At 68.6% G+C, this 21,978-nt stretch carries 19 protein-coding genes; 12 read left to right on the forward strand and 7 right to left on the reverse strand.

The annotated features are described in order from the left end of the window. Positions 1–258: 258 nt before the first annotated feature. On the reverse strand, positions 259–1,020 hold the full coding sequence (gene tpiA / locus AC07OA_RS16965; RefSeq protein ID WP_494664993.1) for a triose-phosphate isomerase: 762 nt from the start codon (positions 1,018–1,020) through the stop codon (positions 259–261). Positions 1,021–1,179: 159 nt separating this feature from the next. On the opposite strand from tpiA, the gene AC07OA_RS16970 reads away from it, so the two are divergent. Next, positions 1,180–3,138, forward strand: a complete 1,959-nt coding sequence (locus tag AC07OA_RS16970) for a peptidylprolyl isomerase (protein ID WP_494664994.1) — start codon at positions 1,180–1,182, stop codon at positions 3,136–3,138. Beyond that, positions 3,135–4,673 carry an anthranilate synthase component I gene (gene trpE / locus AC07OA_RS16975; protein ID WP_494664995.1) on the forward strand — a complete coding sequence of 513 codons (1,539 nt, stop codon included), beginning with the start codon at positions 3,135–3,137 and terminating at the stop codon, positions 4,671–4,673. Before AC07OA_RS16970 ends, trpE begins: the two co-directional genes overlap by 4 nt. Positions 4,674–4,814: 141 nt before the next feature. On the opposite strand, the gene AC07OA_RS16980 is transcribed toward trpE, so the two are convergent. Together AC07OA_RS16980 and AC07OA_RS16985 are read right to left on the reverse strand one after the other, a co-directional pair. Further along, positions 4,815–6,374, reverse strand: a complete 1,560-nt coding sequence (locus AC07OA_RS16980) for a flavin monoamine oxidase family protein (RefSeq protein ID WP_494664996.1) — start codon at positions 6,372–6,374, stop codon at positions 4,815–4,817. A 115-nt stretch (positions 6,375–6,489) separates the two neighbouring features. Next, positions 6,490–6,696: a hypothetical protein gene (locus tag AC07OA_RS16985; RefSeq protein ID WP_494664997.1), complete on the reverse strand. Its 207-nt coding sequence runs from the start codon at positions 6,694–6,696 to the stop codon at positions 6,490–6,492. Between the two features lie 120 nt (positions 6,697–6,816). Here AC07OA_RS16985 and AC07OA_RS16990 point away from each other — a divergent pair, with 120 nt between their 5' ends. From AC07OA_RS16990 to AC07OA_RS17025, 8 genes are all read left to right on the forward strand, one after another. Further along, positions 6,817–8,493 (forward strand): tetratricopeptide repeat protein, encoded by a 1,677-nt coding sequence (locus AC07OA_RS16990; RefSeq protein ID WP_494664998.1) that lies wholly within the window; start codon positions 6,817–6,819, stop codon positions 8,491–8,493. Between the two features lie 105 nt (positions 8,494–8,598). Continuing rightward, positions 8,599–10,281 carry a tetratricopeptide repeat protein gene (locus tag AC07OA_RS16995; protein ID WP_494664999.1) on the forward strand — a complete coding sequence of 561 codons (1,683 nt, stop codon included), beginning with the start codon at positions 8,599–8,601 and terminating at the stop codon, positions 10,279–10,281. Positions 10,282–10,383: 102 nt separating this feature from the next. Then, positions 10,384–12,093 carry a tetratricopeptide repeat protein gene (locus tag AC07OA_RS17000; protein ID WP_494665000.1) on the forward strand — a complete coding sequence of 570 codons (1,710 nt, stop codon included), beginning with the start codon at positions 10,384–10,386 and terminating at the stop codon, positions 12,091–12,093. A 174-nt stretch (positions 12,094–12,267) separates the two neighbouring features. Then, positions 12,268–12,864 carry an anthranilate synthase component II gene (locus AC07OA_RS17005; RefSeq protein WP_494665001.1) on the forward strand — a complete coding sequence of 199 codons (597 nt, stop codon included), beginning with the start codon at positions 12,268–12,270 and terminating at the stop codon, positions 12,862–12,864. 3 nt (positions 12,865–12,867) lie between these two features. After that, a complete protein-coding gene (gene trpD, locus AC07OA_RS17010) occupies positions 12,868–13,896 on the forward strand; it encodes an anthranilate phosphoribosyltransferase (RefSeq protein WP_494665002.1) in 1,029 nt (342 codons plus the stop codon). Then, positions 13,893–14,699 carry an indole-3-glycerol phosphate synthase TrpC gene (gene trpC / locus AC07OA_RS17015; RefSeq protein ID WP_494665003.1) on the forward strand — a complete coding sequence of 269 codons (807 nt, stop codon included), beginning with the start codon at positions 13,893–13,895 and terminating at the stop codon, positions 14,697–14,699. The genes trpD and trpC overlap by 4 nt, the downstream gene beginning before the upstream one ends. A gap of 73 nt (positions 14,700–14,772) precedes the next feature. Next, positions 14,773–15,225: a MaoC family dehydratase gene (locus tag AC07OA_RS17020; RefSeq protein ID WP_494665004.1), complete on the forward strand. Its 453-nt coding sequence runs from the start codon at positions 14,773–14,775 to the stop codon at positions 15,223–15,225. 187 nt (positions 15,226–15,412) lie between these two features. Continuing rightward, positions 15,413–15,919, forward strand: a complete 507-nt coding sequence (locus AC07OA_RS17025) for a VOC family protein (protein ID WP_494665005.1) — start codon at positions 15,413–15,415, stop codon at positions 15,917–15,919. A gap of 35 nt (positions 15,920–15,954) precedes the next feature. Here the strand turns inward: AC07OA_RS17025 and AC07OA_RS17030 are convergent, their stop codons facing one another. Further along, on the reverse strand, positions 15,955–16,551 hold the full coding sequence (locus AC07OA_RS17030; RefSeq protein WP_494665006.1) for a methyltransferase family protein: 597 nt from the start codon (positions 16,549–16,551) through the stop codon (positions 15,955–15,957). A gap of 142 nt (positions 16,552–16,693) precedes the next feature. Here AC07OA_RS17030 and lexA point away from each other — a divergent pair, with 142 nt between their 5' ends. Beyond that, positions 16,694–17,398, forward strand: coding sequence for a transcriptional repressor LexA (lexA, locus tag AC07OA_RS17035; protein WP_494665007.1), 705 nt, complete (start codon positions 16,694–16,696; stop codon positions 17,396–17,398). 89 nt (positions 17,399–17,487) lie between these two features. Next, positions 17,488–17,874: an energy transducer TonB gene (locus AC07OA_RS17040; protein ID WP_494665008.1), complete on the forward strand. Its 387-nt coding sequence runs from the start codon at positions 17,488–17,490 to the stop codon at positions 17,872–17,874. 589 nt (positions 17,875–18,463) lie between these two features. Here the strand turns inward: AC07OA_RS17040 and AC07OA_RS17045 are convergent. The 3 genes from AC07OA_RS17045 to AC07OA_RS17055 form a co-directional block, all read right to left on the reverse strand. After that, the gene (locus AC07OA_RS17045; protein ID WP_494665009.1) at positions 18,464–19,240 is read right to left on the reverse strand and encodes an FkbM family methyltransferase; all 777 of its coding nucleotides are present in this window, start codon (positions 19,238–19,240) and stop codon (positions 18,464–18,466) included. 99 nt (positions 19,241–19,339) lie between these two features. Beyond that, positions 19,340–19,765, reverse strand: a complete 426-nt coding sequence (locus AC07OA_RS17050; RefSeq protein ID WP_494665010.1) for a GFA family protein — start codon at positions 19,763–19,765, stop codon at positions 19,340–19,342. A gap of 33 nt (positions 19,766–19,798) precedes the next feature. Beyond that, positions 19,799–21,958 carry a ComEC/Rec2 family competence protein gene (locus tag AC07OA_RS17055; protein WP_494665011.1) on the reverse strand — a complete coding sequence of 720 codons (2,160 nt, stop codon included), beginning with the start codon at positions 21,956–21,958 and terminating at the stop codon, positions 19,799–19,801. Positions 21,959–21,978 lie beyond the last annotated feature (20 nt).

Below are 21,978 nucleotides of genomic sequence, written 5' to 3' on the forward strand. Positions count from 1 at the left end.
CTCGATCGCCCCCGAAAGCCGCAACGGTCGCCGTACGTGCGCCCTTCCCGTGCTTTCAGGTGGGATAAGGATACGGCCGGTCTGACACCCTGCTGGGAATAAAGATTTAGCCCAGCGATTTCAGCGGATTGGCGCCTGCCAAGCCGGGGACATGCCCTTGCGGCGTGTCCCCACCAGCATCCACGACGCCCAACCGGCATGTTCAGCGGATGGGTTTGGGGACACGCCGCAAGGGCGTGTCCCCGGCCGTGGAACGGCTCAAGCCGCGGCGATGATCGCCAGGAAGTCCTTGGCCTTCAGCGAGGCGCCGCCGACCAGGGCGCCGCCGACTTCGGGGACGGCCAGGATCTCGGCGGCGTTGTCGGGCTTCACCGAGCCGCCGTAGAGGATCGGAACGGTCTTGCCGTGCTCGCCGAACGTCTCGACCAGCACCGCGCGCAGGGCGGCGTGGATCTGGGCGATGTCGGCCATGGTCGGGGTGCGGCCGGTGCCGATGGCCCAGACCGGCTCATAGGCCACGGCGAAGTCCTGTCCCGCCAGGGCGGCCGGCAGCGAGGCCCGCGCCATGCCGGTGACGACGGCCTCGGCCTGACCCGCATCGCGCTGCTCGAGCGTCTCGCCCACGCAGACGATCGGCTCCAGCCCCGCGCCCAGCGCCGCCTCGACCTTGGCGGCCACCAGGGCGTCGCTTTCGCCGTAGGCGGCGCGCCGTTCGGAGTGGCCCAGAATCACCAGCCTGGCCCCCGCGTCGGCCAGCATCGCCGGGGAGATATCTCCCGTATGGGCGCCGGAAACGGCCGTATGGCAGTCCTGGCCGCCGACCAGCACGGCCTCTCCGGCCAGAACTTGCGACATGCGATGGAGGAGAGTCGCCGGCGGGCAGAGCGCCACCCGGGCCGCCGGAGGCGCCTCGGAGACCGCCGCGGCCACCGTTCTGGCCTCATCCAGCGCGTTTTCCAGGCCAAACATCTTCCAATTGCCGGCGATCAGCGGCCGGGGCGAGGTCAGGGAAAGGGTCATGACCCCGTTTTGGGGACATGGCCGCTTGGGAAGTCAAGACCGGTTAGACCCCGCCGCCGCTTGCCCGCCCCCCTGGGGCTCTACTATACCCGCTGCTCGCGTTCGTTCCGTCGCCCTGCGTGGAATTGATGCGATTATCGAGGAAGGTTTCTCCCAGTCATGCTCGCCGGCTTCCGCTCCTTCGCCAAATCGCCGTTCGCGGTGATCCTGTTTGGCCTGCTCATCGTCAGCTTCGCGGTGTTCGGCATCAGCGACGTCTTCCGCCATCCGCCCGGCAAGTGGGTGGTCGCGGCCGGCTCGCGCAACACCTCGCCCGAGGAGTTCAAGGCGCAGTTCGAGAACTTCCGCAAACGCCAGCAGGACCAGGGCGCGAGCCTGACCCCCGACGTCGCCGTCCAGCAGGGCGTCGACAGCCGCCTGCTGGCCCAGCTGGCCCTGCAGGAATCCCTGGCCGAGCTGATGCGCCGCATGGGCGTGCGCCCGTCCGACAAGATGGTGGCCGACGCCCTGCGCGAACGCATGGCCTCGTTGCCTCCCGGCCAGCGTCCGTTCGACCCGATCAGCGGCAAGTTCGACAACGCCATGTACCAGCGCCTGCTGGCCGAGAACGAGCTGACCCCCGCCCGCTACGAAGCCTCGATCCGCGACGAGCTGGCCCAGACCCACGTGTTCAGCGCCATGGCCGTGGGCCTGCGCGCCCCGCGCATCTATTCGGCCCTGCAGGCCGCCTACGGCCTGGAAGGCCGCGACCTGGCCGCCTTCGCGATCAATCCCGCCTCGGTCGAGAAGCCCGCCGCGCCGACCGACGCCCAGCTGCGCGCCTATATGAAGGAGCACACGGCCGAACTGACCATTCCCGAGACCCGGGTGCTGTCGGTGGCCCGCTTCAGCGCCCAGGCCCTGGAGCCGTCGGTGACCGTGCCCGAGGCCGACATCGTCAAGACCTTCAACTTTCGCAAGGACACCCTGGGCACGGCCGAGGCCCGCTCGTTCGTGCAGATCGTCGCGCCGGACGCCAAGGCCGCCGCCGTGATCGCCCAGCGCCTGACCAAGGGCGACCAGCCCGCCGACGTGGCCAAGGCCTACGGCAAGCAGCCGGTGATCATCGACGCCAAGCCGAAGTCGGCCCTGCCCGACCGCAAGGTGGCCGAGGCGGTGTTCGCCCTGGCCCCCGGCCAGGTCAGCGCGCCGATCAGCGGCGACCTGGGCGTCTCGGTGGTCAAGCTGATCAAGGTCACTCCCGCCACCACCCCCACCCTGGAAGCCGTGCGTCCCTCGATCGAGGCCGAGCTCAAGGCCCAGGCCGCCCAGGCCAAGGCCTACGAACAGACCCAGACCTATCAGGACGCCCATGACGGCGGCGCCGACCTGGTCGCCTCGGCCACCAAGGCCAACGCCCTGGTGCTGACCACCGCCCCGATCGCCGCCACCGGCGTCGACCAGAGCGGCCAGCCGGTGCCCGGCCTGACCCCGGACGTCCTGAAGTCGGCCTTCGAACTGCCGGCCGGCGGCGAGAGCGAGCTGATCGAGGCCGGCAAGGGCGAGTATTACGCCATCCGCGTCGAGAAGGTGATCCCCTCGACCCTGCCGCCCCTGGAACAGGTTCGCGAGCCGCTGGCCCAGCGCTGGATGATCGAGAAGGTGCTGGAGCGCATGAAGGCCAAGGCCGACGCCCTGGGCGAGCGGATCAAGAAGGGCGAGTCGATGGAGGCGGTCGCCGCCTCGGCCGGCTCCAAGGTCCAGCGCGTGCCCAACATCAGCCGCCAGAACGCCCGCCAGTACCAGGGCCTGGGCCGCGACCTGCTGTTCGGCACGTTCGGCGCCAAGCAAGGCGTTCCGTTCACCGCCCGCGCCCCGCAAGGCGGCTTCCTGGTGGCCGTGGTCGAGAAGGTCCATCCCGCCTCGACCGAGCAGCTGGCCCAGTTCACCGAAGCCATGCGCGGCCAGACCTCGCAGGGCCTGTTCGGCGACATCGCCCAGGCCGCCCAGCAGTCGGCCCGGACCCAGCTGAAGACCAAGGTCAATCTGGACCTGGCCCGCCAGGCCATCGGCGTCGACACCTCGGCCCTGCCCAAGGACGGCGAGCCGGCGAAGGCGGCCAAGGACAAGGCTCAATGAGCCTGGAGCCCAGCCTCGAGAACTTCACCGCCGCCTATGACGCCGGTCGCCCCCAGGTCGTCTGGACCCGGCTGATCGACGACCTGGAGACCCCGGTCTCGGCCTATCTGAAGATCGGCCACGGTCGCCCCTACGCCTTCCTGTTCGAGAGCGTCGAGGGCGGCGCCTGGCGCGGGCGCTATTCGATCGTGGCCATGAAGCCGGACCTGGTCTGGCGCTGCCGCGGCGACCAGGCCGAGATCGCGGAAGGCGACGACATCGCCGCCGGCCGCTTCACGCCCCAGGCGGGCGGCGCGCTGGACAGCCTGCGCGCCCTGATCGCCGCTTCGAAGATCGAACTGCCGGCCGGCCTGCCGCCACCGTCGGCGGGCGTGTTCGGGGCCCTGGGCTACGACATGGTCCGCCTGGCCGAACGCCTGCCCGACATCAACGAGGACACGCTGGGCCTGCCCGACGGCATCATGACCCGCCCGTCGATCGTGGCGGTGTTCGACGCCATCGCCCAGGAGATCATCCTGGTCACCACCGCGCGGCCCCAGGCCGGCGTGTCGGCCCACGACGCCTACGCCGCCGCCCGCGGTCGCATCGAGTCGGTGATGGTCGACCTGCGGGGCCCCCTCGCCCACTCGGCCCCGCGCCAGAGCCACGGTCCGATGGAGTTCACTACTCCGGTCAGCCGCCAGGACTACGCCGTGGTGGTCGAGAAGGCCAAGGAGTACATCCGGGCCGGCGACATCTTCCAGGTGGTGCCCAGCCACCGCTTCCGCGCGCCGTTCCCGCTGGAGCCGTTCGCCCTCTACCGTTCGCTGCGCCGGACCAATCCGTCGCCGTTCCTGTATTTCCTGGACCTGGACGGCTTCAACCTGGTCGGCTCCAGCCCCGAAATCCTGGTCCGCCTGCGCGACGGCAAGATCACCATCCGTCCCATCGCCGGCACCCGTCCGCGCGGCGCTACGCCCGAGGAAGACCTGGCGCTGGAAAAGGAACTGCTGGCCGATCCCAAGGAGCGGTCCGAGCACCTGATGCTGCTGGACCTGGGCCGCAACGACGTGGGCCGCGTGGCCATGCTGAAGGGCGCGGGCAGCAACGAGCCGGCCTCGTCCGGTCGTAAGGGCGCCAACGTCCGGGTGACAGACAGCTTCAAGATCGAGCGCTACAGCCACGTCATGCACATCGTCTCGAACGTCGAGGGCGACGCGCCCGACAACGTCGATCCGGTGGACGTGCTGATGGCCGCCCTGCCCGCCGGCACCCTCTCGGGCGCGCCCAAGGTGCGGGCCATGGAGATCATCGACGAGCTGGAGGTCGAGAAGCGCGGCATCGGCTATGCCGGCGCCGTGGGCTATATCGGCGCCGACGGCTCGGTGGACACCTGCATCGTGCTGCGCACGGCCCTGGTCAAGGACGGCATGATGTACGTCCAGGCCGGCGGCGGCGTGGTGGCCGACAGCGACCCGGACGCCGAATACGACGAGACCCTGCACAAGTCGCGGGCTCTCAAGCGCGCGGCCGAAGAGGCCTGGCGCTTCGCCTGATCTTACTCCGCTCATCCCGGCGAATGCCGGGACCCAGATCGTAAGGCGCTGAGTCTGATTGGACAGATTCAGCGCCTTTCTTTTTCAGCGCCCAGCCATTCCATCTGGGTCCCGGCATTCGCCGGGATGAGCGGATTATAATTAGGCCGCCGACACCCGCGCCTGGATCAGCTTGATCGCCTCGTGCGCCGCCAGGGCCGCGCCCTCCTGCCAGGCGTTGATGTAGCTCATGTGCTCACCGGCGAAGTAGAAGCCGCCGTCGGGCTTGCACAGCTCGGCATAGTCGGTGGCGCGCTGCTCGTCGCGCCAGCCCACCGCCACGCCCTCGCTGTAGGGCGTCTGCTTCCACGAGACGGTGAAGGGCTTGGTCAGTTCCTGGCCGTGGCCGGGGTGGAACTTTTCGATCACCCGGCGCGAGACGGCGAAACGCTCGTCGAACGACATGGCCGCGTATTTCGGCGGGGCTTCGGGGCCCGAAAAGCCGATCGAATAGGCGCCGACCAGGATGCCGGTCTTCTCGCCAATGCCGCCGCTGGGATACCAGACCAGCTCGCTGGCCTCGTCGGTCCAGCCCAGGCCCCCGTACTGAAAGTCGTCCTGCTCCCAGAACCGCCGGCTCTCCCAGGCCACCTTGGTGCCGTGGTGGTATTCGGCCGCGGCGATGGCCTGCTTCACGCGCGGGCTGAAGTCGGACGGGATCTTCGACAGCACCGGCAGCGGAATGGTGCAGATGCAGTAGTCGGCCTCCAGCGTCTGCGGACCGGCCTTGTCGGCATAGACCACCTTCACGCCTTTGGACGTCTTGCGCAGCTCCTTGACGACGGCCTCGAACTTCACGGCCGGTTTCACCGCCTCGTAGAGGGCGTAGGAGATCCGATCCATGCCGCCCACCGGCTGCAGCATCGTGGCCTGCATGTCGATGATCTCCTCGAACACCAGGCTGGCGCCCCAGAACTGCGACTTCATCATGTCGGCCATACGCAGCGGCGGTCCGCCCTTGGGCGGATGGTCGTAGCCGCCGGGTGAGGCCAGGAACCCGGCCCGGGTCGAGCCCTCGTAGGTGTTCTTGGAAAGGTCGCCGTAGGCCGACAGGTAGCCCAGCAGTTTCTGCTTATCGACGCCGGTCAGTTCCTGATCCAGCGCGCCCTTGTCCACCGCCTTGGCCAGCAGTTCGGTGAAGGTGCCGCGCGTGTCGTTGACCGCCTGGCGCTCGGTCACCACCTTGCCGCCGAAGTCTAGCTTGGCCGAGCGGTTGGCGTTGACCATCACCTCCAGCGGCACGCCCAGCTCCTGGCAATAGCCGAGGATGGCGTGGTGCCACTGCGGGATGCGGGCCGGGCCGGCGTTGAAATAGTCGTTCTTGCCCGAGGCCCAGTCGACGGTCTGGTCGGGCCGGCCGGTCTGGACGATCTTCGTGCCCGAACGCACCGACCACGCCCGGCCGCCCGGTCGGTCGCGCGCCTCCAGCACCGTGACCGTGTAGCCCGCCTTGCGCAGCTCGTAGGCCGCCACCAGACCCGCGATCCCCGCGCCTAGGATCGCCACCGAGGCACCCTTGCCGCCGGCCAGGCCCAGCTTGGGCGCGCCGGCATAGGCGCGCGGCGCGGCCAAGAGGCCCATGCCCATCATGGTGGTGTAGAGCGCCCCATAGCCCCCGGCCGAGCCGACCGCGCTCAGGAACCGGCGTCGCGAAATACCCATGATCTTCCCCTCGTTCGTTGGAGACCATGGGCTATGATGAACCCCGTTATGGCAACAGGGCGCGTAGCGGCGGCGATAGCGGCGCCCGCATGACGAGCAGACCGCCCTTTGACGATCAGTCGCCCAGGCGATCCGACGGCAGGTGCTGCACCACGGCCGGCGGGGCCATGACCATCACGGTGGCGAAGGTGATGGCGCTGAACGCCGCGAAGGCCGCCGCCGCCAGCACGGGCCCCATCTTCTGCCGCCGGTTCGGCGTACGCAGCAGCGCCCGAGCATAGGCGATGGCGGCGGAATCGAGGGCGGAATCGGCGGGGTTCATGGCCCTAAGCATGCCCCAGCCGAACTGAGGCGCAATGTCCCATATCGTCGCAAATCGCGTGCATCCGCCCCCGACTCCGGATTACTCGCTGCTGGACGTCGCCTTCCGTGGAGAGCCGCCGTGCAGTCCTCGATCGCCGCCCGCTTCCAGGAGGGCGTGGCCCATCACCAGGCCGAGCGCTTCGCCGAGGCCCAGGCGGCCTTCAGCGAGGTCCTGACCGCCGATCCCGGCCACGCCGAGGCCTGGAGCCGGATGAGCCAGCTGGCCGGCCAGTTCGGTCGGAGCGACCTGGCGCTGAACTGGATCGGCAAGGCCGTGGCTCTGGAGCCCGACAACGTCCAGTACCTGTTCTCCGAGGGCGTGATCCTGCAACAGGCCGGCCAGGTCGCCGAGGCCGAAGCGCGCTATCGCCGGCTGATCGACCTCAACCCCGGCCTGGCCGATCCCTACAACAATCTGGGCATCGTCCTGGGCAAACAGGGCCGCAAGGACGAGGCCCTGGCCGCCGCCCGGCGGGCGGTCGAGCTGTCGCCGAACACGCCGGTCTTCCACGAGAACCTGGGCATCGCCCTGACCGAACAGGAGCGCCTGGCCGAGGCCGAGGCGGCCTTCCACGCGGTCCTCCAGCTGGACCCCGACCATGTCGGCGCCCGCCACAATCTGGGCAAGACGCTGCACGCCCTGGGGCGGCTGGAAGAGGCCGGCCACGCCCTGCAAGACGCCTTGCGCCGACAGCAGGACAATCCCCGCATCCTCAACGACATGGGCGTGCTGTTGCTGGAGCTGGGCCGGGCAGCCGACGCCGAGATGGTGTTCCGCACCGCCCTGCCCCTGGCCGCCGACGACGCCGACCTGCACTACAATCTGGGTCTGGTGCTGCTGATGACCGGCCAGCACCGCGAAGGCTGGGCCGAGTATCACTGGCGGTGGAAGACCGCCGGCTACCGCATCCGCCAGCGCGGCTTCAAACAGTCGGAGTGGGACGGCTCGCCCCTGCCCGGCGGCCGGCTGCTGATCAACGCCGAGCAGGGCCTGGGCGACACCCTGCAGTTCTGCCGCCTGGCGCCGCTGGCCGCCTCGCGCCTGGCCCCCGACGCGCGCCTGACCCTGGAGGTCCATCGGCCGCTGGTCTCGCTGCTGAAAGACCAGTGGCCTGGGATCGACGTCATCGGCCATGGCGATCCCCTGCCCGAATTCGACGCCTATCTGCCGCTTCTCAGCCTGGGCGGGGTGCTGGGCCAGGATCACGACACCATCGACGGCCGCCCCTATCTGCGCCCCGACCCCGACCGCACGGCGGCCTGGGCCGAGCGCCTGTCGTCACTGAAGGGCCTGAAGGTCGGACTGGTCTGGGCCGGCGGCCAGCACATCGGCGGTGTGATCGACGGCAAGCGCTCGGTGACCCTGGCCGCCCTGGCCCCCCTGGCCGCCGTGCCCGGCGTCTCGTTCGTCTCGCTGCAGAAGGACGGCCCGGCCGTCCAGGCCAAGACCCCGCCGCAGGGCATGGCCTTGCTGGACCTCGAAAGCGACCTGACCGACTTCGTCGAGACCGCCGCCGTGGTGGCCAATCTGGATCTGGTCATCAGCGTCGACACCGCCGTCGCTCACCTGGCCGGAGCCCTGGGCACGCCGGTCTGGCTGCTGAACCGCTTCGACACCTGCTGGCGCTGGGAGCTCGAGCGCGAGGACACTCCCTGGTACGCGGGCCTGCGCCAATTCCGCCAGCCGAAGGCCGGCGATTGGGACAGCGTGATCGCGGCGATGGCGGCGGCGCTCGGGGAACGCGCCCAACGCTGAGGTCATCTCGCCGCGGGCGCGGCCAAACTCGCCCCCAAATTATATACAACCCTGAAGAAATCGAAGATGGTCGCCGCATCGGCAGCGTGGATTCGAAGAGTCAAAGTGCAGGATTCGATCGCCGCGCGCTTCCAGGAAGGTTTGGCCCATCATCAGGCCGGCCGATTCATCGAGGCTCACGCCGCCTATGACGAGGTGCTGACAGCCGATCCGAACCAGGCCGAGGCCTGGCGGCTGATGAGTCTGCTGGCCGATCAGTTCGACCGTCCGGACCTGGCCAAGGACTGGTCCGCCCGGGCCCGGGCGCTCGAGCCCAGCGAAATCCACCACCTGTTCGGCGAGGCCGCGGCCCTTCAGCAGCTCGGTCGCTGGGCCGAAGCCGGGGCGCGCTACCGACAGGTGGTCGCGCTGGCGCCGAACGTCACCGAAGCCAGCAACAATCTGGGCATCGTCCTGGGCCGGCAGGGTCTCCATGCCGAGGCCGTCGCCGCCATCGAGCACGCGGTCGCGCTGTCACCGGGCATTCCGCTTTTCCATAACAATCTGGGCGTCGCCCTGATGGACCTGAAGCGCCACGCCGAGGCCGAAGGCGCCTTCAGGACGGCGATCGCCCTGGATCCCGACTCGGTCGAGGCGCACCACAACCTGGGCAAGGCCCTGTACGCCCTCGGTCGCCTGGAAGAGGCCGGCCACGCCATGCAGGACGCTTTGCGCCGTCGGGAGGATCCACGCATCCTCTCCGACATCGGCGTGCTGCTGTATGACCTTGGCCGGCTTGCCGACGCCGAGATGGTCCATCGAACCGGCCTGAACCTGGCGCCGGAAGACCCTGACCTTCACTACAATCTCAGCACGACCCTCCTCAAGGCCGGCCGCTATCTGGAGGGCTGGGCGCACTACGGCTGGCGATGGAAGACCAGCGGGCGTCCCGACGACCGCGTGTTCGCCGAGCCGGAATGGACCGGCTCGCCGTTGCCGGGCGGCAGGCTGCTGATCACGGCCGAGCAAGGCCTGGGCGACATCCTGCAATTCTGCCGCCTGGCGCCGCTGGCCGCGTCTCGCCTGGCGCCGGACGCGCGCCTGACCTTGGAGGTCTATCCCGCGCTTATCTCGCTGCTGCGCGACCAGTGGCCGGGGATCGACGTCATCGCGCACGGCGATCCCCTGCCCGCCTTCGACGCCTATGCGCCGCTGCTCAGCCTGGCCGGAGTGCTGGAGCAGGATCAACAGACCATAGACGGCGCGGCCTATCTGCGGCCCGATCCCGACCGCGTGGCGGCCTGGGCCCAGCGCCTGGCCCCGCTGGAAGGCTTGAAGGTCGGCCTGGTCTGGGCGGGCGGGTTACGGCCTTGGGACCGCAAGATGGACGCCGTCGACCGTCGCCGCTCGGTCCGGCTCGCGCAACTGGCGCCCCTGGCCGCCGTGCCGGGCGTGTCTTTCGTCTCCCTCCAGAAGGACGAGCCCAGCCTGGAGGCGCGCGATCCACCGCCGGGCATGACCCTGCTGGATCTCGCCGACGACCTGACCGACTTCGTCGAAACCGCCGCCGTGGTGGCCAATCTGGATCTGGTCATCAGCGTCGACACCGCCGTCGCCCACCTGGCCGGCGCCCTGGGCACGCCGGTCTGGCTGCTGAACCGCTTCGACACCTGCTGGCGCTGGGAATTGGAGCGCGAGGACACCCCCTGGTACGACAGCCTGCGCCAGTTCCGGCAACCGACGGCGGGGGACTGGGACAGCGTGATCGCCGCGGTGGCGGCGGCGCTGGCGGAACGGGCGCGAAGCTGAGCACAAAACACCGCCACCGTGGAGAACCGACCTCCAAACCTGTGGACTCAACGTACGGCGTGAACCATCACTGTCGAGCTTCGGTCTTTGGGGGATTTGACCTTGCTACGCTCTTTCGCGGCGCGCCTGCTGCTCATAGCCCTGTGCACCCTGGGCGGAACCGAAACGATAGCTCAAGACCAACCTGCCGCCGATGAACGCCTTTCGTGGGTAGCCTCCAAGGCGACGAACACGCCTGAAGCCAAGGCTCAATTCAATCGAATCGACAACATGCAGGCCTACGGGAATTCCGACCGTAGGGTGTCCGCCTTGCGCGACTTTATCGCCCGCTTTCCCCAGGACGAACGCATCCCGCAAGCGCTCTGGCTGATCGGGGTCACCTACCGACAGGACGAGCGCCCTGACGAGGCCGCCGCCGCGTCGTTCGAGGCCTACAGCAGCGTGCCTGGCGACGGCTTTGGCAGAAATGCGCTGAACGAAATGCTGGCGAACCTCCTTAGCCTGAAACAAAACCAGGCAGTGTGCGCGGTGGCGGACGAGTTCACCGACGTCTATCCGAATGATACCGGCGGTAACAACAATATCGCCGGCTTCCGCAAGCAGGCCGGATGTGGTCCCTACGTCGCGGGCAAGGCCGTGGCTCGCGCAGGCGCCGTGGGTGTTACGGCGACCTATGATCCCGAGACTTTCCGCTTCATTCGCTCCAAAGCCCCGGTTCTGGCGCCCGATCCGCTGTACCAACGCACCTTGACCGACGCCCAAATCGCCAAGCTGCCCCAGCCCAGTCAAACGCGTCCCGTCTACTACGACATTCCGAACGCGCCGGGCGGACGTTATCTCGTCTATAGTTTCAAGGCCTGTCCCGGGCGAAAGATGAACGCGCAGCTGGGGCGGCGCCCTGAAGACGATCCATCCGGCCGGTATGAGGGCTTCGGCGGGCTAGGCTCTCTATGCGGCGGCAAGCCCCATCAGTTCCTGTCGATCAGTCCGAGTTACGAGGCGCTGGCCGCTCCCTTGACGGCCGGTCTCTTGGAGGATGGCTATCAGGGCAAGATTCCCGCGCCATCAGCCGTCGCCCATGTGACGCTCAGTTCCTACGCCGATTTCGAAGCGGTGATGAAGCTTGGAGCGTTGGCGACGACATCGAACAGCGGACCCGGCGGGTCTCCGACTCCCGAACAGATTTCTCGCGCCTATGCCGCAAGCTTCGTGAACCACCATCAGTCGGCGCGGGAACTCGTGAAACTGGGCATCTTGAGCGAGCCCTTCGAAACGAGCGGCGGCTACGGCGTGACCTATGACGCCGATGGGCCCGCCGATCTTCTCGCTCACCTTCGCCAAGTCACCGGCGACCTTTGGCTAGAGTCCTATGTTTTTTATATCGATGACGAGCAGGCTCCGCGCTGCAAGGCTGTAGGCGGCGGTTTCCAGTGCGCCTTCCGGTTCTATATGAGCGCGGAAGTCTCGAATTTCGCAGGCAACATCCTGTCGAACCTGATGCGTGGCCGATATGAAAGTCGCTATGAGTTGGAGCAAAAGGCGCGCCTTCGCGCCACCCGCGCCAATTTCAAATGGCAGGCCCAGACCGTTACGCTCACCAAGGCCGCAGACGGGTGGCGATCGACACAGATCGACGCGGACATGGCCCGCATGGCCAAGGCGGTCGAAGCCATTCGTCAATCCGCGGCCGACGCCGCGAACAGAAGCCAAACCTCAACAGCGGGAGATACGTGCCGAAGCAAGGCTATGAACTACGTGCAGGACGGCGATATGTCGTCGGCCGCCGCGCAATCGCTCTTCTGCGGCATGTAGATTCGTACGCGATCCGCGGCCGCTTGGCGGAGCAAGCGACGGCGCCTGACGCTTCTCCCCTTGTCCCTCCGCCCTTGCATGCCGGGCTGAACTGGACGATGTACCCCTGCGTCTACGACCGCGCGCGAGGGCCCGCAGCGTTCGGGCGATCCATTGTTAGAGCTTGGCGGCGTCATGATCCTGGTCATCGATAACTACGACAGCTTCACCTACAACCTCGTCCACTATCTGAACGAGTTGGGGGCCGACACCGTCGTGCATCGCAACGACGACCTGTCGGTGCAGGAGGCCCTGGGCCTGAAGCCGAACGCGGTGCTGCTGTCGCCCGGCCCCAAGGCCCCCGACCAGGCCGGCATCTGCCTGCCGCTGCTGCGCGGCGCGCCCGACGACCTGGCGATCCTGGGCGTGTGCCTGGGCCACCAGGCCATCGGCCAAGCCTACGGCGGCGACGTGATCCGCGCCAAGGAAGTGATGCACGGCAAGACCAGCAAGATCTTCCACAACGACCAGGGCGTGTTCAAAGGCCTGCCCAACCCGTTCACCGCCACCCGCTATCACAGCCTGGCGGTCGACAAGGCCACCCTGCCGGACGACCTGGAAGTGACCGCCTGGACCGAGGACGGCGAGATCATGGGCGTGCAGCACAAGACCCGCCCCGTCTACGGCGTGCAGTTCCACCCCGAGTCCATCGCCACCGAGGGCGGCCACCAGCTGCTGGCCAACTTCCTGGACCTGGCCAAGGTCCAGCGCGACGCGGCGATCTGGGTCTAGGCCATGTCGGACGCCTTCAAGCCCCTGCTGGCCAAGCTGGCCGACGGCCAGACCCTCGACGAGGACGACGCCGAGATCTTCTTCGCCGCCTGCCTGCGCGGCGAGCCCTCGCCCGCCCAGGTGGCCGCGGCGGTCACCGCCATGCGCCTGCGCGGCGAGACCGTGGGCGAGATCACCGCCTGCGCCCGCGCCATGCGCCGGGCGGCCATCCACCTGGAGCACCCGTATGACGTCGTCGACGTCTGCGGCACCGGCGGCGATGGCCTGCACACCCTGAACATCTCCACCGCCGTGGGCTTCGTCGCCGCCGGCGGCGGGCTGAAGGTGGCCAAGCACGGCAACCGGGCGATCACCAGCAAGTCCGGCACCGCCGACGTGCTCGCGGCCCTGGGCGTCAATATCGACGCCAGCCTGGCCCAGCAGCGCCACGCGCTGGATACGGCCGGCATCTGCTTCCTGTTCGCCCAGTCGCACCACGGGGCGATGAAGCACGTCTCGCCGATCCGCCAGCAGCTGGGCTTCCGCACCATCTTCAACCTGCTGGGTCCGCTGACCAATCCGGCCGGCGCCAGGCGGCAGGTGGTGGGCGTCTCGGCCCATCGCTTCGTCGAGCCGGTGGCCAAGGCCCTGGGCGCCCTGGGGGCCGAGCGCGCCTGGTCGGTGCACGGGGCCGGCATGGACGAACTGACCACCACCGGCGAGACCGAGGTGGCCGAATGGCGCGACGGCGCCCTGCGCCTCTTCACGATCACCCCGGAAGCCGTGGGCCTGCCCCGCGCGGCCCTGGCCGACATCACCGGCGGCGAGCCCGCCTATAACGCCCAAGCCCTGCGCGAGCTGCTGGACGGCAAGACGGGCGCCTATCGCGACATCGTCATGCTGAACGCCGCCGCCGCCTTCCTGGTGGCCGACAAGGTCGAGACCCTGCGCGAGGGCGTCGAACTGGCCGGCGCCGTGCTGGACGACGGCCGCGCCAGGGCCGCGCTCGATGGCCTGGTGGCCGCCACGAACTCTGAAGCAGTGACCGCATGACCGACATCCTCGCCAAGATCGCCGCCTACAAGCGCGAGGACGTGGCCGATCGTAAGCGTCGCCGTTCGTTCGCCCAGGTCGACAACGCCGCCAAGGCCGCTTCCAGCCCGCGCGGTTTCAAGGCGGCCCTGGAGACTCATCACGCCCCCGGCAAGCTGGCCCTGATCGCCGAGATCAAGAAGGCCTCGCCATCCAAGGGCCTGATCCGCGCCGACTTCGACCCGCCCGCCCTGGCCCGCGCCTATGCCAATGGCGGCGCGGCCTGCCTGTCGATCCTGACCGACGGCCCCAGCTTTCAGGGCGCCGACGGCTATCTGATCGACGCCCGCGCCGCCGTCGCCCTGCCCTGCATCCGCAAGGACTTCCTGGTGGATCCCTGGCAGGTGGCCGAGAGCCGCGCCCTGGGCGCCGACGCCATCCTGGTGATCCTGGCCATGATCGACGACGCCCTGGCCGCCGACCTGATGGCCGAGGCCGCCCGCCTGGGCATGGACGCCCTGGTCGAGGTGCACGACGAGGCCGAGATGGAGCGGGCCGGCAAGCTGGGCTCGACCCTGGTGGGGATCAACAACCGCGACCTGAAGAGCTTCGTGGTCGATCTGGCCGTCACCGAACGCCTGGCCGCCCAGGCGCCTCAGGACGCCCTGCTGGTCACCGAAAGCGGCCTCTTCGTCGCCGCCGACGCGGTGCGCATGGAAGCGGCCGGGGCCAAGGCCATGCTGGTGGGCGAGAGCCTGATGCGCCAGGCCGACGTGGCCTCGGCGACCAAGGCCCTGCTGGGCCAGGACGCGCTCACGGACTGAGCGAAGACCAAGACCGGCGTTCCGGCGTGCGTTTTTACTGGCCACGCCGCCGCATGAGGGCTAACCGCGCGCTATGATCCAACCTCACGAATCCGGCGGCTACATCCTGGAAGAGCTCTTCGTCGGCATGACCGCCGAGAAGCGCGTGGCCGTCACCGAAGAGCGCATTGCCCGGTTCGCCGAGGCTTCCGACGACTTCAACCCCGTGCACATGGACGAGGCCTTCGCGTCCAAGACCGCCTATCGCGGTCGAATCGCCCACGGCCTGCTGTCGGCCTCGTTCGGATCGGCCGTGGTCGGAACGATCCTGCCGGGCGCCGGGGCGATATACCTGTCCCAGACCCTGGCCTTCCACCGGCCGGTGCGGATCGGCGACACGGTGATCGCGCGCGTGACCGTCTCGGCCATCGACGAGGCCAGCGCCCGGGTCACCCTGCGCTGCGAGGGTCTGGTCGACGAGGACCTGATCATGGACGGCGAGGCCGTGGTCCGCGTCCCGCGTCGACGTCGCCCCGCCAAGGGCTGACCACCACCTACCCTGGATTAAATCGGCTTCATGACAGCCTTGTAAGTTGAGGCGACGTCCGCGCGCCCCTACATCGCGCGGCCTCGGCGCGTAACGTCGATCAGTGAACATCGAAATCATGAGCGTTTCAGCCGGCGGCCCCCACCGCCGGCGCGCGAACGCTCGCGTCCAAATCCAAGGAAATCCCATGATCCACCACCTCTCCGTCAGCGCCGAAGACCCCCAGGGCGCGGCCGAGTTCTTCGCCGACCTGATGGGCGGCGTCGTCGTCGACTTCCCGCCGAACCCCGGTAGCTACATGGTGTTCAAGGCCGACGGCCGCGGCACCGCCCTGGAGATCTATCCGGCCGGCTGCGTCATGGTCGCCAACGGCGAGCCCGGCACGGTGTTCGTGCGCCAGCCGGAAGGCGCCGACCGCCGCTCGCCCACCCACTTCGCCCTCAGCGTCGATATGGCGGAGGTCGATGTCCTGGCCCGCGCCCAGGCCAAGGGCTGGGACGCCTTCGTCTGCGATCGCGGCGGCCACTTCCACGTGGTCGAGATCTGGGTCGAGAACACTTGGCTGGTCGAGATCCTGCCGCCGAACTTCGCGGCCGAGTATCTGGGCTTCGCCAATGCGGTGACCCAGTTGGCCGACCCGAACACGGCGCTGGACTCCCACCAACCGCAGGCCAAGACCCTGGAATTGGCCTGAACGGGGAAAGGGGCGGCTCGGCGAGTCGCCCCGCCCTACCAGACGAACGGAATCAGCGCCGCCTTGCGCTTGCGGTAGGCCCGGTGCTCCTCGCCGAATCGGGCGGTCAGGGCCGCGTCCTCCACCCGGATCCGCCAGCCGAAGGCGATCAGACCGGCCAGGAACAGGACCAGCACCGACAGCCAGTTGCCCAGGCCCAGCCCGAAGCCGACCAGGGTCGTCAGGCTGCCCAGATAGGCCGGATTGCGCACGATGCGATAAGGCCCCGTGGTGATCATCCGGTGCCCATCCTGCAGATGCACTGTCACCCGGAAGAAGGCGCCCAGGGTCAGGATGGCCCAGAGCCGCAGCGCCAGGCCGCCCCAGATCAAGACCAGCGCCAGGGCCCGCAGCTCGGGCTTCCAGGCGACGATCCGAGCAAATTCAACGGCATGCGAGACGTAGAAGGCGGCGAAGACCCCGGCGACGATCACCAGCACCACGGCCCGCAGGCTGCCCTTGTCGGCGCTCGCCCCGCTGGCCGCCCGCCGGTCGCGCAGCCAGACCCAGGTCTCGAACAGGCCGAAGACCAGGTAGCTGCCCCAGAAAGCGCGCGGCCAACCGGCGTCCAGGATCCAGGCATGATCGATCAAGACAGGCGCTCCCCGCGAGGTTGCAGGCCTCGCAAGCTACAGCGAACAAGGGTCGTCTCGTCAACTTGACATTAACGAAGAACACCTAGAGAACATTTACAGAGGTTAGCGGTTTGTTCCGCGACGACTGGCGAGGCCGGACATGCTTACGCGCAAGCAGCACGAGCTGCTGATGTTCATCCACGAACGGATCAAGGAGACCGGCGTCTCCCCCTCCTTCGACGAGATGAAGGAGGCGCTGGACCTGGCGTCCAAGTCGGGCATTCACCGGCTGATCACGGCGCTGGAAGAGCGCGGCTTCATCCGCCGCCTGGCCCACCGCGCCCGCGCGCTGGAGGTGGTCAAGCTGCCCCAGCAGGCCACGACGGCGTCGCCACCCAAGGGCCGAGGAACCTTCAAGCCCCAGGTGGTCGAGGGCGGCGGTCAGGCCCCGTCCCTGCCCGCTCCGGCCATCGCCGCCGACAACACGCGCGAACTGCCGATCCTGGGGCGCATCGCCGCCGGCACCCCCATCGACGCCATCCAGCACGAACGCGAGCGCCTGCCGGTGCCCGAGACCATGCTGGGCGGTGGTGAGCACTACGTGCTGGAGGTCCAGGGTGACTCGATGATCGAGGCCGGCATCCTCGACGGCGACTACGTCATCATCAAGAAGGGCGACACCGCCAACAGCGGCGAGATCGTCGTGGCCCTGGTGGGAGAGGAAGCCACCCTCAAGCGCCTGCGCAAGAAGGGCGGCTCCATCGCCCTGGAAGCGGCCAATCCCAAGTACGAGACCCGTATCTTCGGCCCCGACCAGGTCGAGGTGCAGGGCAAGCTGGTAGGCCTGATCCGCCGCTACCACTAAGGACGAGGCGGCGTCACCCTAACCCAGGGTTGACGCCTCTCCACCAGCGCGCTTCAGTCGGCCCAGGCGCACAAAGCTTGGGGGAGCGGATGCTGTCGTTGATCCTTATGTTGCAGGCGACGCCGGCCGCCCATCCGACCCCGCCGGCGAACGTGCTGCGCGTCGAAGACGTGGCGCTGCGTTCGGATCCCGAGGCGATCAAGCGCTTCTATCCGCGATCCGCGATCCAGGCCGGCCTCTCCGGCTGGGCCTATGCGACCTGCGCCATCGACCCCACGGGCCGACTGAAAGACTGCGACCTCGCGCGCGTCACCCCCGCCGACCAGGGCTTCGAAGCCGCCACCCAGCAGGTGCTTTCCCGCGTAAAGGTCCACGGCAGGGACAAGCACGGCGCCGTGGTCGCTGGCCGCCGCCTGTGGGTGGAGCTCCACTACAGCTGGGGCAACGCCCGAAACCACGGGATCGACGTCAACTGAGGCGGCCTCGCGCTCCAGGGCCGATGTCGACCAACACAGCCCTTTGCTCGCGGTAGTGATCTGACTGTCCGTAACCAGTGGCCAACTTCGGCTTTCGACCCGTTGCGGAACTCGGCAGCGTCGGCTCTATGGTCGCATATGCGCTACCTGTTCAGATTTGGATTTGAGAGCCCCGATGAGTTCGCCGCCAATCGTGACGGCGGCTGGGATGATGAATCGTTTGGATCGATGCCCCTTCGGCCGACGCAGCGCTGTCTTGGGGGCAGTCGATAGCTGAGCGCTTTGTTGAGAAGCTGTTCGAGTTGGCCAATGCCGAGGGTTACTCGTGGCAGGCCCGAGGGTTCGCCAGTTGGATCGAGGGCGAGGCGTCCGTGCTGGAATGGGCGCGAACGTCGTCTGAGGTTTTCGCAACCGACTACGGCCAGATGCCCGATCTAGCGGCGCTTGCCGCGTTGCGCTCGGAGTAAGCCAAGCAACGTCCGCTCCCCGCCCGTTGGGGACGGCCGGAAGGTCCGCTGTCGGGGGTCCCCATTCGATTTAGGGGTGGGGGGTGCAACCCGGACGCTGCCCTAGGGCGGCGGACCTGGCGTCACCGGGTCGCCAGAACGTCGTAGTGCGTGCCTGATCGCACCTTCTTGAAGTTCGAAAACCCTTGCGCCCTGAGAGCGCCTTCTATGTCCGCCGGGTTAACCCAGCTCTCGTCGACCTCGTAGAACACCGCCTGGATATCCGCGACAAACGACGACGCCATCAACTGCTCGATCACCAGAGCCTCGTGCCCCTCGGTATCCACCTTCACAATGATCGGCAGGGCTTCGATGATGTGTTCGGAAATGGCGTCGCCCGTCCGCACCTCGATCTGCTGGTACGAACTGCCGTCGGGCTTGTGGTGGATCGACGCAGCCCCGCTGTGTGCAGCACTGACTGATATCTGGAGCGTCTCGTCTGACGAGGAGATGCCATAGTTGCAGGCAATGACGCGAGTTGCGCGGTTTAGCCCAATGTTGTCCTGCAAAAGCTGGAACGTAGCCCTGACAGGTTCAAACGCGACTGCGCGAACGCAGTATCTGTTCTTCGCTGCGACCAAGGCATAGAGCCCTTGATTGGCTCCAATGTCTAGAAACACGAACTCGCTTCGCTGATTTCGAAGAAGATCGGACAGGAAGCGCCCATAGGACCCACGCACACAGTAATTGAAGGTGGTGTCACCCCAATTTGCCCGCATCCAGATTCCGTACTCCGACCGGACAGCTTTAAGTTTAAGCGCTCTGCTTACAGCTAGGTTTACTGGCCTGCGGATGTGCATCACAGCCAACTTGCCGGCGCCGACGAGGCCATGCTTCTTGACTGCCCGGAATAGCCTCATTGTGCTCTCCCACTACGCGCAAGCGTAGCCTTTCGGTTGAAAGGTACAATCCTACCACATAGAAGAGTGGCTCTGCTCGGAGGGCCGGGTTGGCTGGGCCTAGGTCGCCATCCCCGCCGGCCGGTTCTCCACATATTGCGGCACGTTCAGCGGGAGCATCCACGGTTCGCGGCGCTTGACCCAGACTTCGTACTGCGGAGCGAACTGGCCGGTTTCGTCCAGGCCGCCCAGGTGGATCTCGATCTCGCCGTCGCCCTGCCCGTCCTCGAGCCACGAGGCCGTCGTCCAGAAGAGGGGCGAGCCGCAGGTCGCGCAGCCGTGGCTGACGCCGTGCCCTTCGCCGATGGCCCAGGGCTGGGTCGCTCCCTCGATCCGCACCCTGTCGACCCGGAAGACGACGAAGGCGTTGCAGGGCGCGCCGTGGCGCTTGCGGCAGGTCAGGCAGTGGCACAGCCCCACCCGCAGCGGCCCGCCGCTGGCCACGTATCGCACCGCTCCGCAGGCGCAGCCGCCTTGCCGTTCCATGCCCGTCTCCGCGTCCGTTCCCCGACCTAACGCCTAACTGTCCGCCAGGTCCCGCCCGGAGCCCGTCCACGGCCGCACGCCCCGCAGCGGCTGAGCCCAGACGATCCACCAGTCGCCGTCGCGGCGATAGAGTTCGGCCGCGCCGCCCGCCTCGAAATCGGCGGCGTCCAGCACCACGCGGTCGCGGCAGGCCGGCGGCCGGACGGGCGCCCAGCCGCGCACCACGACGATCTCGGCCCGTGCGCACATCGCCGCCAAGGTTTCCCAGTCCGGCGCGGCCTTGGTCCACGACAGGGCCAGGGCAACCGGCGCGCCGGACGCGGGCGCGCAGGAGCGGCGGTCGCAGGCGTAGAACCGGCTGGGCGTCGCGTCGGCCGGCACGGCCAGGCCTCGCCGCCGGCTCCACAGCTCGGCTCCGAACCGGCGGGCGTCGGGACGCAGGAGCACGGCCTCCCTGCCCTGGCGCACGGCCGCCGTGGTCCCGTCCGGAGCGATCCAGACGTCGGGCGCCGGCGGACGCGGCCACAGGGCCACCGCCAGGGCGAGCGGCAGGCCCAGCCAGCGCAGCCGCCCGCGCCATAGGCACAGCAGCATCAGCCCCACGAACGCCAGGGCCAGGGTGAACGGCGGCCCGCTGGCCACCACCTGCTGGGCCCCGCCGAGCCCCGCGAAGCCCTCGGCGATCCGCATCATCGCCCCGATGCCCAAGCCGGCCACGGCCAGGAACGGTCGGCCCAGGCCGAACGGTTCAAGCGCCGCGCCGATGGCCAGGAACGGCATGATCACGAACGACGACAGCGGCGCGACCATCAGATTGGCAGGCAGCCCCCAGACGGCCACGCGGTTGAAGTGCTGCATGGCGAACGGTCCGGTGGCCATGCCGGCCACGAAACTGGCCCCGATGCTGACCGCCAGCCAGCCGGCTCCGCCCTGGATGGCCCGGATCCACCAGGGCGTGGAGATCTCCCGCACCGGACGCGGCCAGGCCTCGGCCAGGGCTACGAGGGCGGCGGTGGCGGCGAACGACATCTGGAAGCCGGGTGCCCCGGCCGACTCGGGCTGCACCGCCAGGATGATCAGGGCCGCCATGGCCAGGCCGTGCAGGGTGATGGCCTGGCGGTCGAACAGAATGGCGGCGAAGGCCACGGTGGCGGTGATCGCCGCGCGCAGGGCCGGCGGCGGCGCACCGGAGATCACCAGATAGGTCCCCACGGCCGCCAGCCCCGCCAGGGCCGCGACCTTCTTGCCCGGAACCCGCAGGGCAGCCCACGGCCAGGCGGCGATCCCGACCCGCACCAGGCCGAACAGGAAGCCGCCGACGATGGCCATGTGCAGGCCCGAGATCGACAGGATGTGGGCCAGGCCCGAGGCGCGCATGGCTTCGGTCTGTTCCTTGGTGATCCAGGCCTCGTGACCCGTGACCATGGCCGCGGCGATCCCGCCCTGCTCCACGCCCATGTCCTGGACGATGCGGCTGGCCAGCCGCCAGCGCAGGGCGTTGACCGCCATGGCCAGGCGCAGCCGCCAGGGCGGCGGGTCCAGGTCGGCGGGCCGGGCCTCGCCGATGGCGAAACCGACGCCGCCCACGCCGTGGAACCAGGCGTCGCGGGCGAAGTCGTAGGCGCCCGGTGCGGCCGGCGGCGGCGGCGGTCCCAGCATGGCCCGCAGGCGGATCGCCTGGCCCGGCGCGGGCACGTCGTCGGCGTCGACCGTGACCCGCACCCGCTTGGGCGTGTCTTCGGGCGCCAGACGGCTGATCTCGACCGGGGCGATCAGCAGGCGCGGCCCGCCCGCCCCCGGGCTGACCACGTCGACCACGAAGCCCTCGATGGTCATCACCGCCCGCTCGCCGCGCAGGATCGGCGCGGCGACGGCGTCGGACCTGATCTTGCCCGCCAGCGCCCCGGCCGCCAGGAAGGTCGCCAGCACCAGGAGCACGGACACGCCTTGGCTGGAGCGACGCCCGACCGCCCAGGCCAGAACCGCCAGCCCCGCCGTCGCCAGCCACCACACCGACGGCTCGGCCTTCAGCTCCAGATAGCCCGCCGCGCCCAGGCCGAACGCCACCGGCGACCACAGCATCCAGCGCTCGCGATTGGCGCCGATCTCGCGCCATAGCGAGGCGGCGATCTTCGCCGGACTAGGACGGGTCCGAATCCACGTGCTAAGACGCCCCGCCCAACCACCGGACATGTCCGGTGGCGTCCTCGCCA

The organism is Caulobacter sp. GW821-FHT09B08, from assembly GCF_059418225.1.

Bases quoted from the DNA above. Each gene is read 5' to 3' on its own strand.
- AC07OA_RS17020 (WP_494665004.1), top strand. From the start codon at position 14,773: ATGATCCAACCTCACGAATCCGGCGGCTACATCCTGGAAGAGCTCTTC.
- AC07OA_RS17005 (WP_494665001.1), top strand. From the start codon at position 12,268: ATGATCCTGGTCATCGATAACTACGACAGCTTCACCTACAACCTCGTC.
- AC07OA_RS17025 (WP_494665005.1), top strand. From the start codon at position 15,413: ATGATCCACCACCTCTCCGTCAGCGCCGAAGACCCCCAGGGCGCGGCC.
- trpD (WP_494665002.1), top strand. From the start codon at position 12,868: ATGTCGGACGCCTTCAAGCCCCTGCTGGCCAAGCTGGCCGACGGCCAG.
- AC07OA_RS17055 (WP_494665011.1), bottom strand. From the start codon at position 21,958: ATGTCCGGTGGTTGGGCGGGGCGTCTTAGCACGTGGATTCGGACCCGT.
- AC07OA_RS16980 (WP_494664996.1), bottom strand. From the start codon at position 6,374: ATGGGTATTTCGCGACGCCGGTTCCTGAGCGCGGTCGGCTCGGCCGGG.
- trpE (WP_494664995.1), top strand. From the start codon at position 3,135: ATGAGCCTGGAGCCCAGCCTCGAGAACTTCACCGCCGCCTATGACGCC.
- AC07OA_RS17050 (WP_494665010.1), bottom strand. From the start codon at position 19,765: ATGGAACGGCAAGGCGGCTGCGCCTGCGGAGCGGTGCGATACGTGGCC.
- tpiA (WP_494664993.1), bottom strand. From the start codon at position 1,020: ATGACCCTTTCCCTGACCTCGCCCCGGCCGCTGATCGCCGGCAATTGG.
- AC07OA_RS17045 (WP_494665009.1), bottom strand. From the start codon at position 19,240: ATGAGGCTATTCCGGGCAGTCAAGAAGCATGGCCTCGTCGGCGCCGGC.
- lexA (WP_494665007.1), top strand. From the start codon at position 16,694: ATGCTTACGCGCAAGCAGCACGAGCTGCTGATGTTCATCCACGAACGG.
- AC07OA_RS16970 (WP_494664994.1), top strand. From the start codon at position 1,180: ATGCTCGCCGGCTTCCGCTCCTTCGCCAAATCGCCGTTCGCGGTGATC.
- trpC (WP_494665003.1), top strand. From the start codon at position 13,893: ATGACCGACATCCTCGCCAAGATCGCCGCCTACAAGCGCGAGGACGTG.
- AC07OA_RS17040 (WP_494665008.1), top strand. From the start codon at position 17,488: ATGCTGTCGTTGATCCTTATGTTGCAGGCGACGCCGGCCGCCCATCCG.
- AC07OA_RS16985 (WP_494664997.1), bottom strand. From the start codon at position 6,696: ATGAACCCCGCCGATTCCGCCCTCGATTCCGCCGCCATCGCCTATGCT.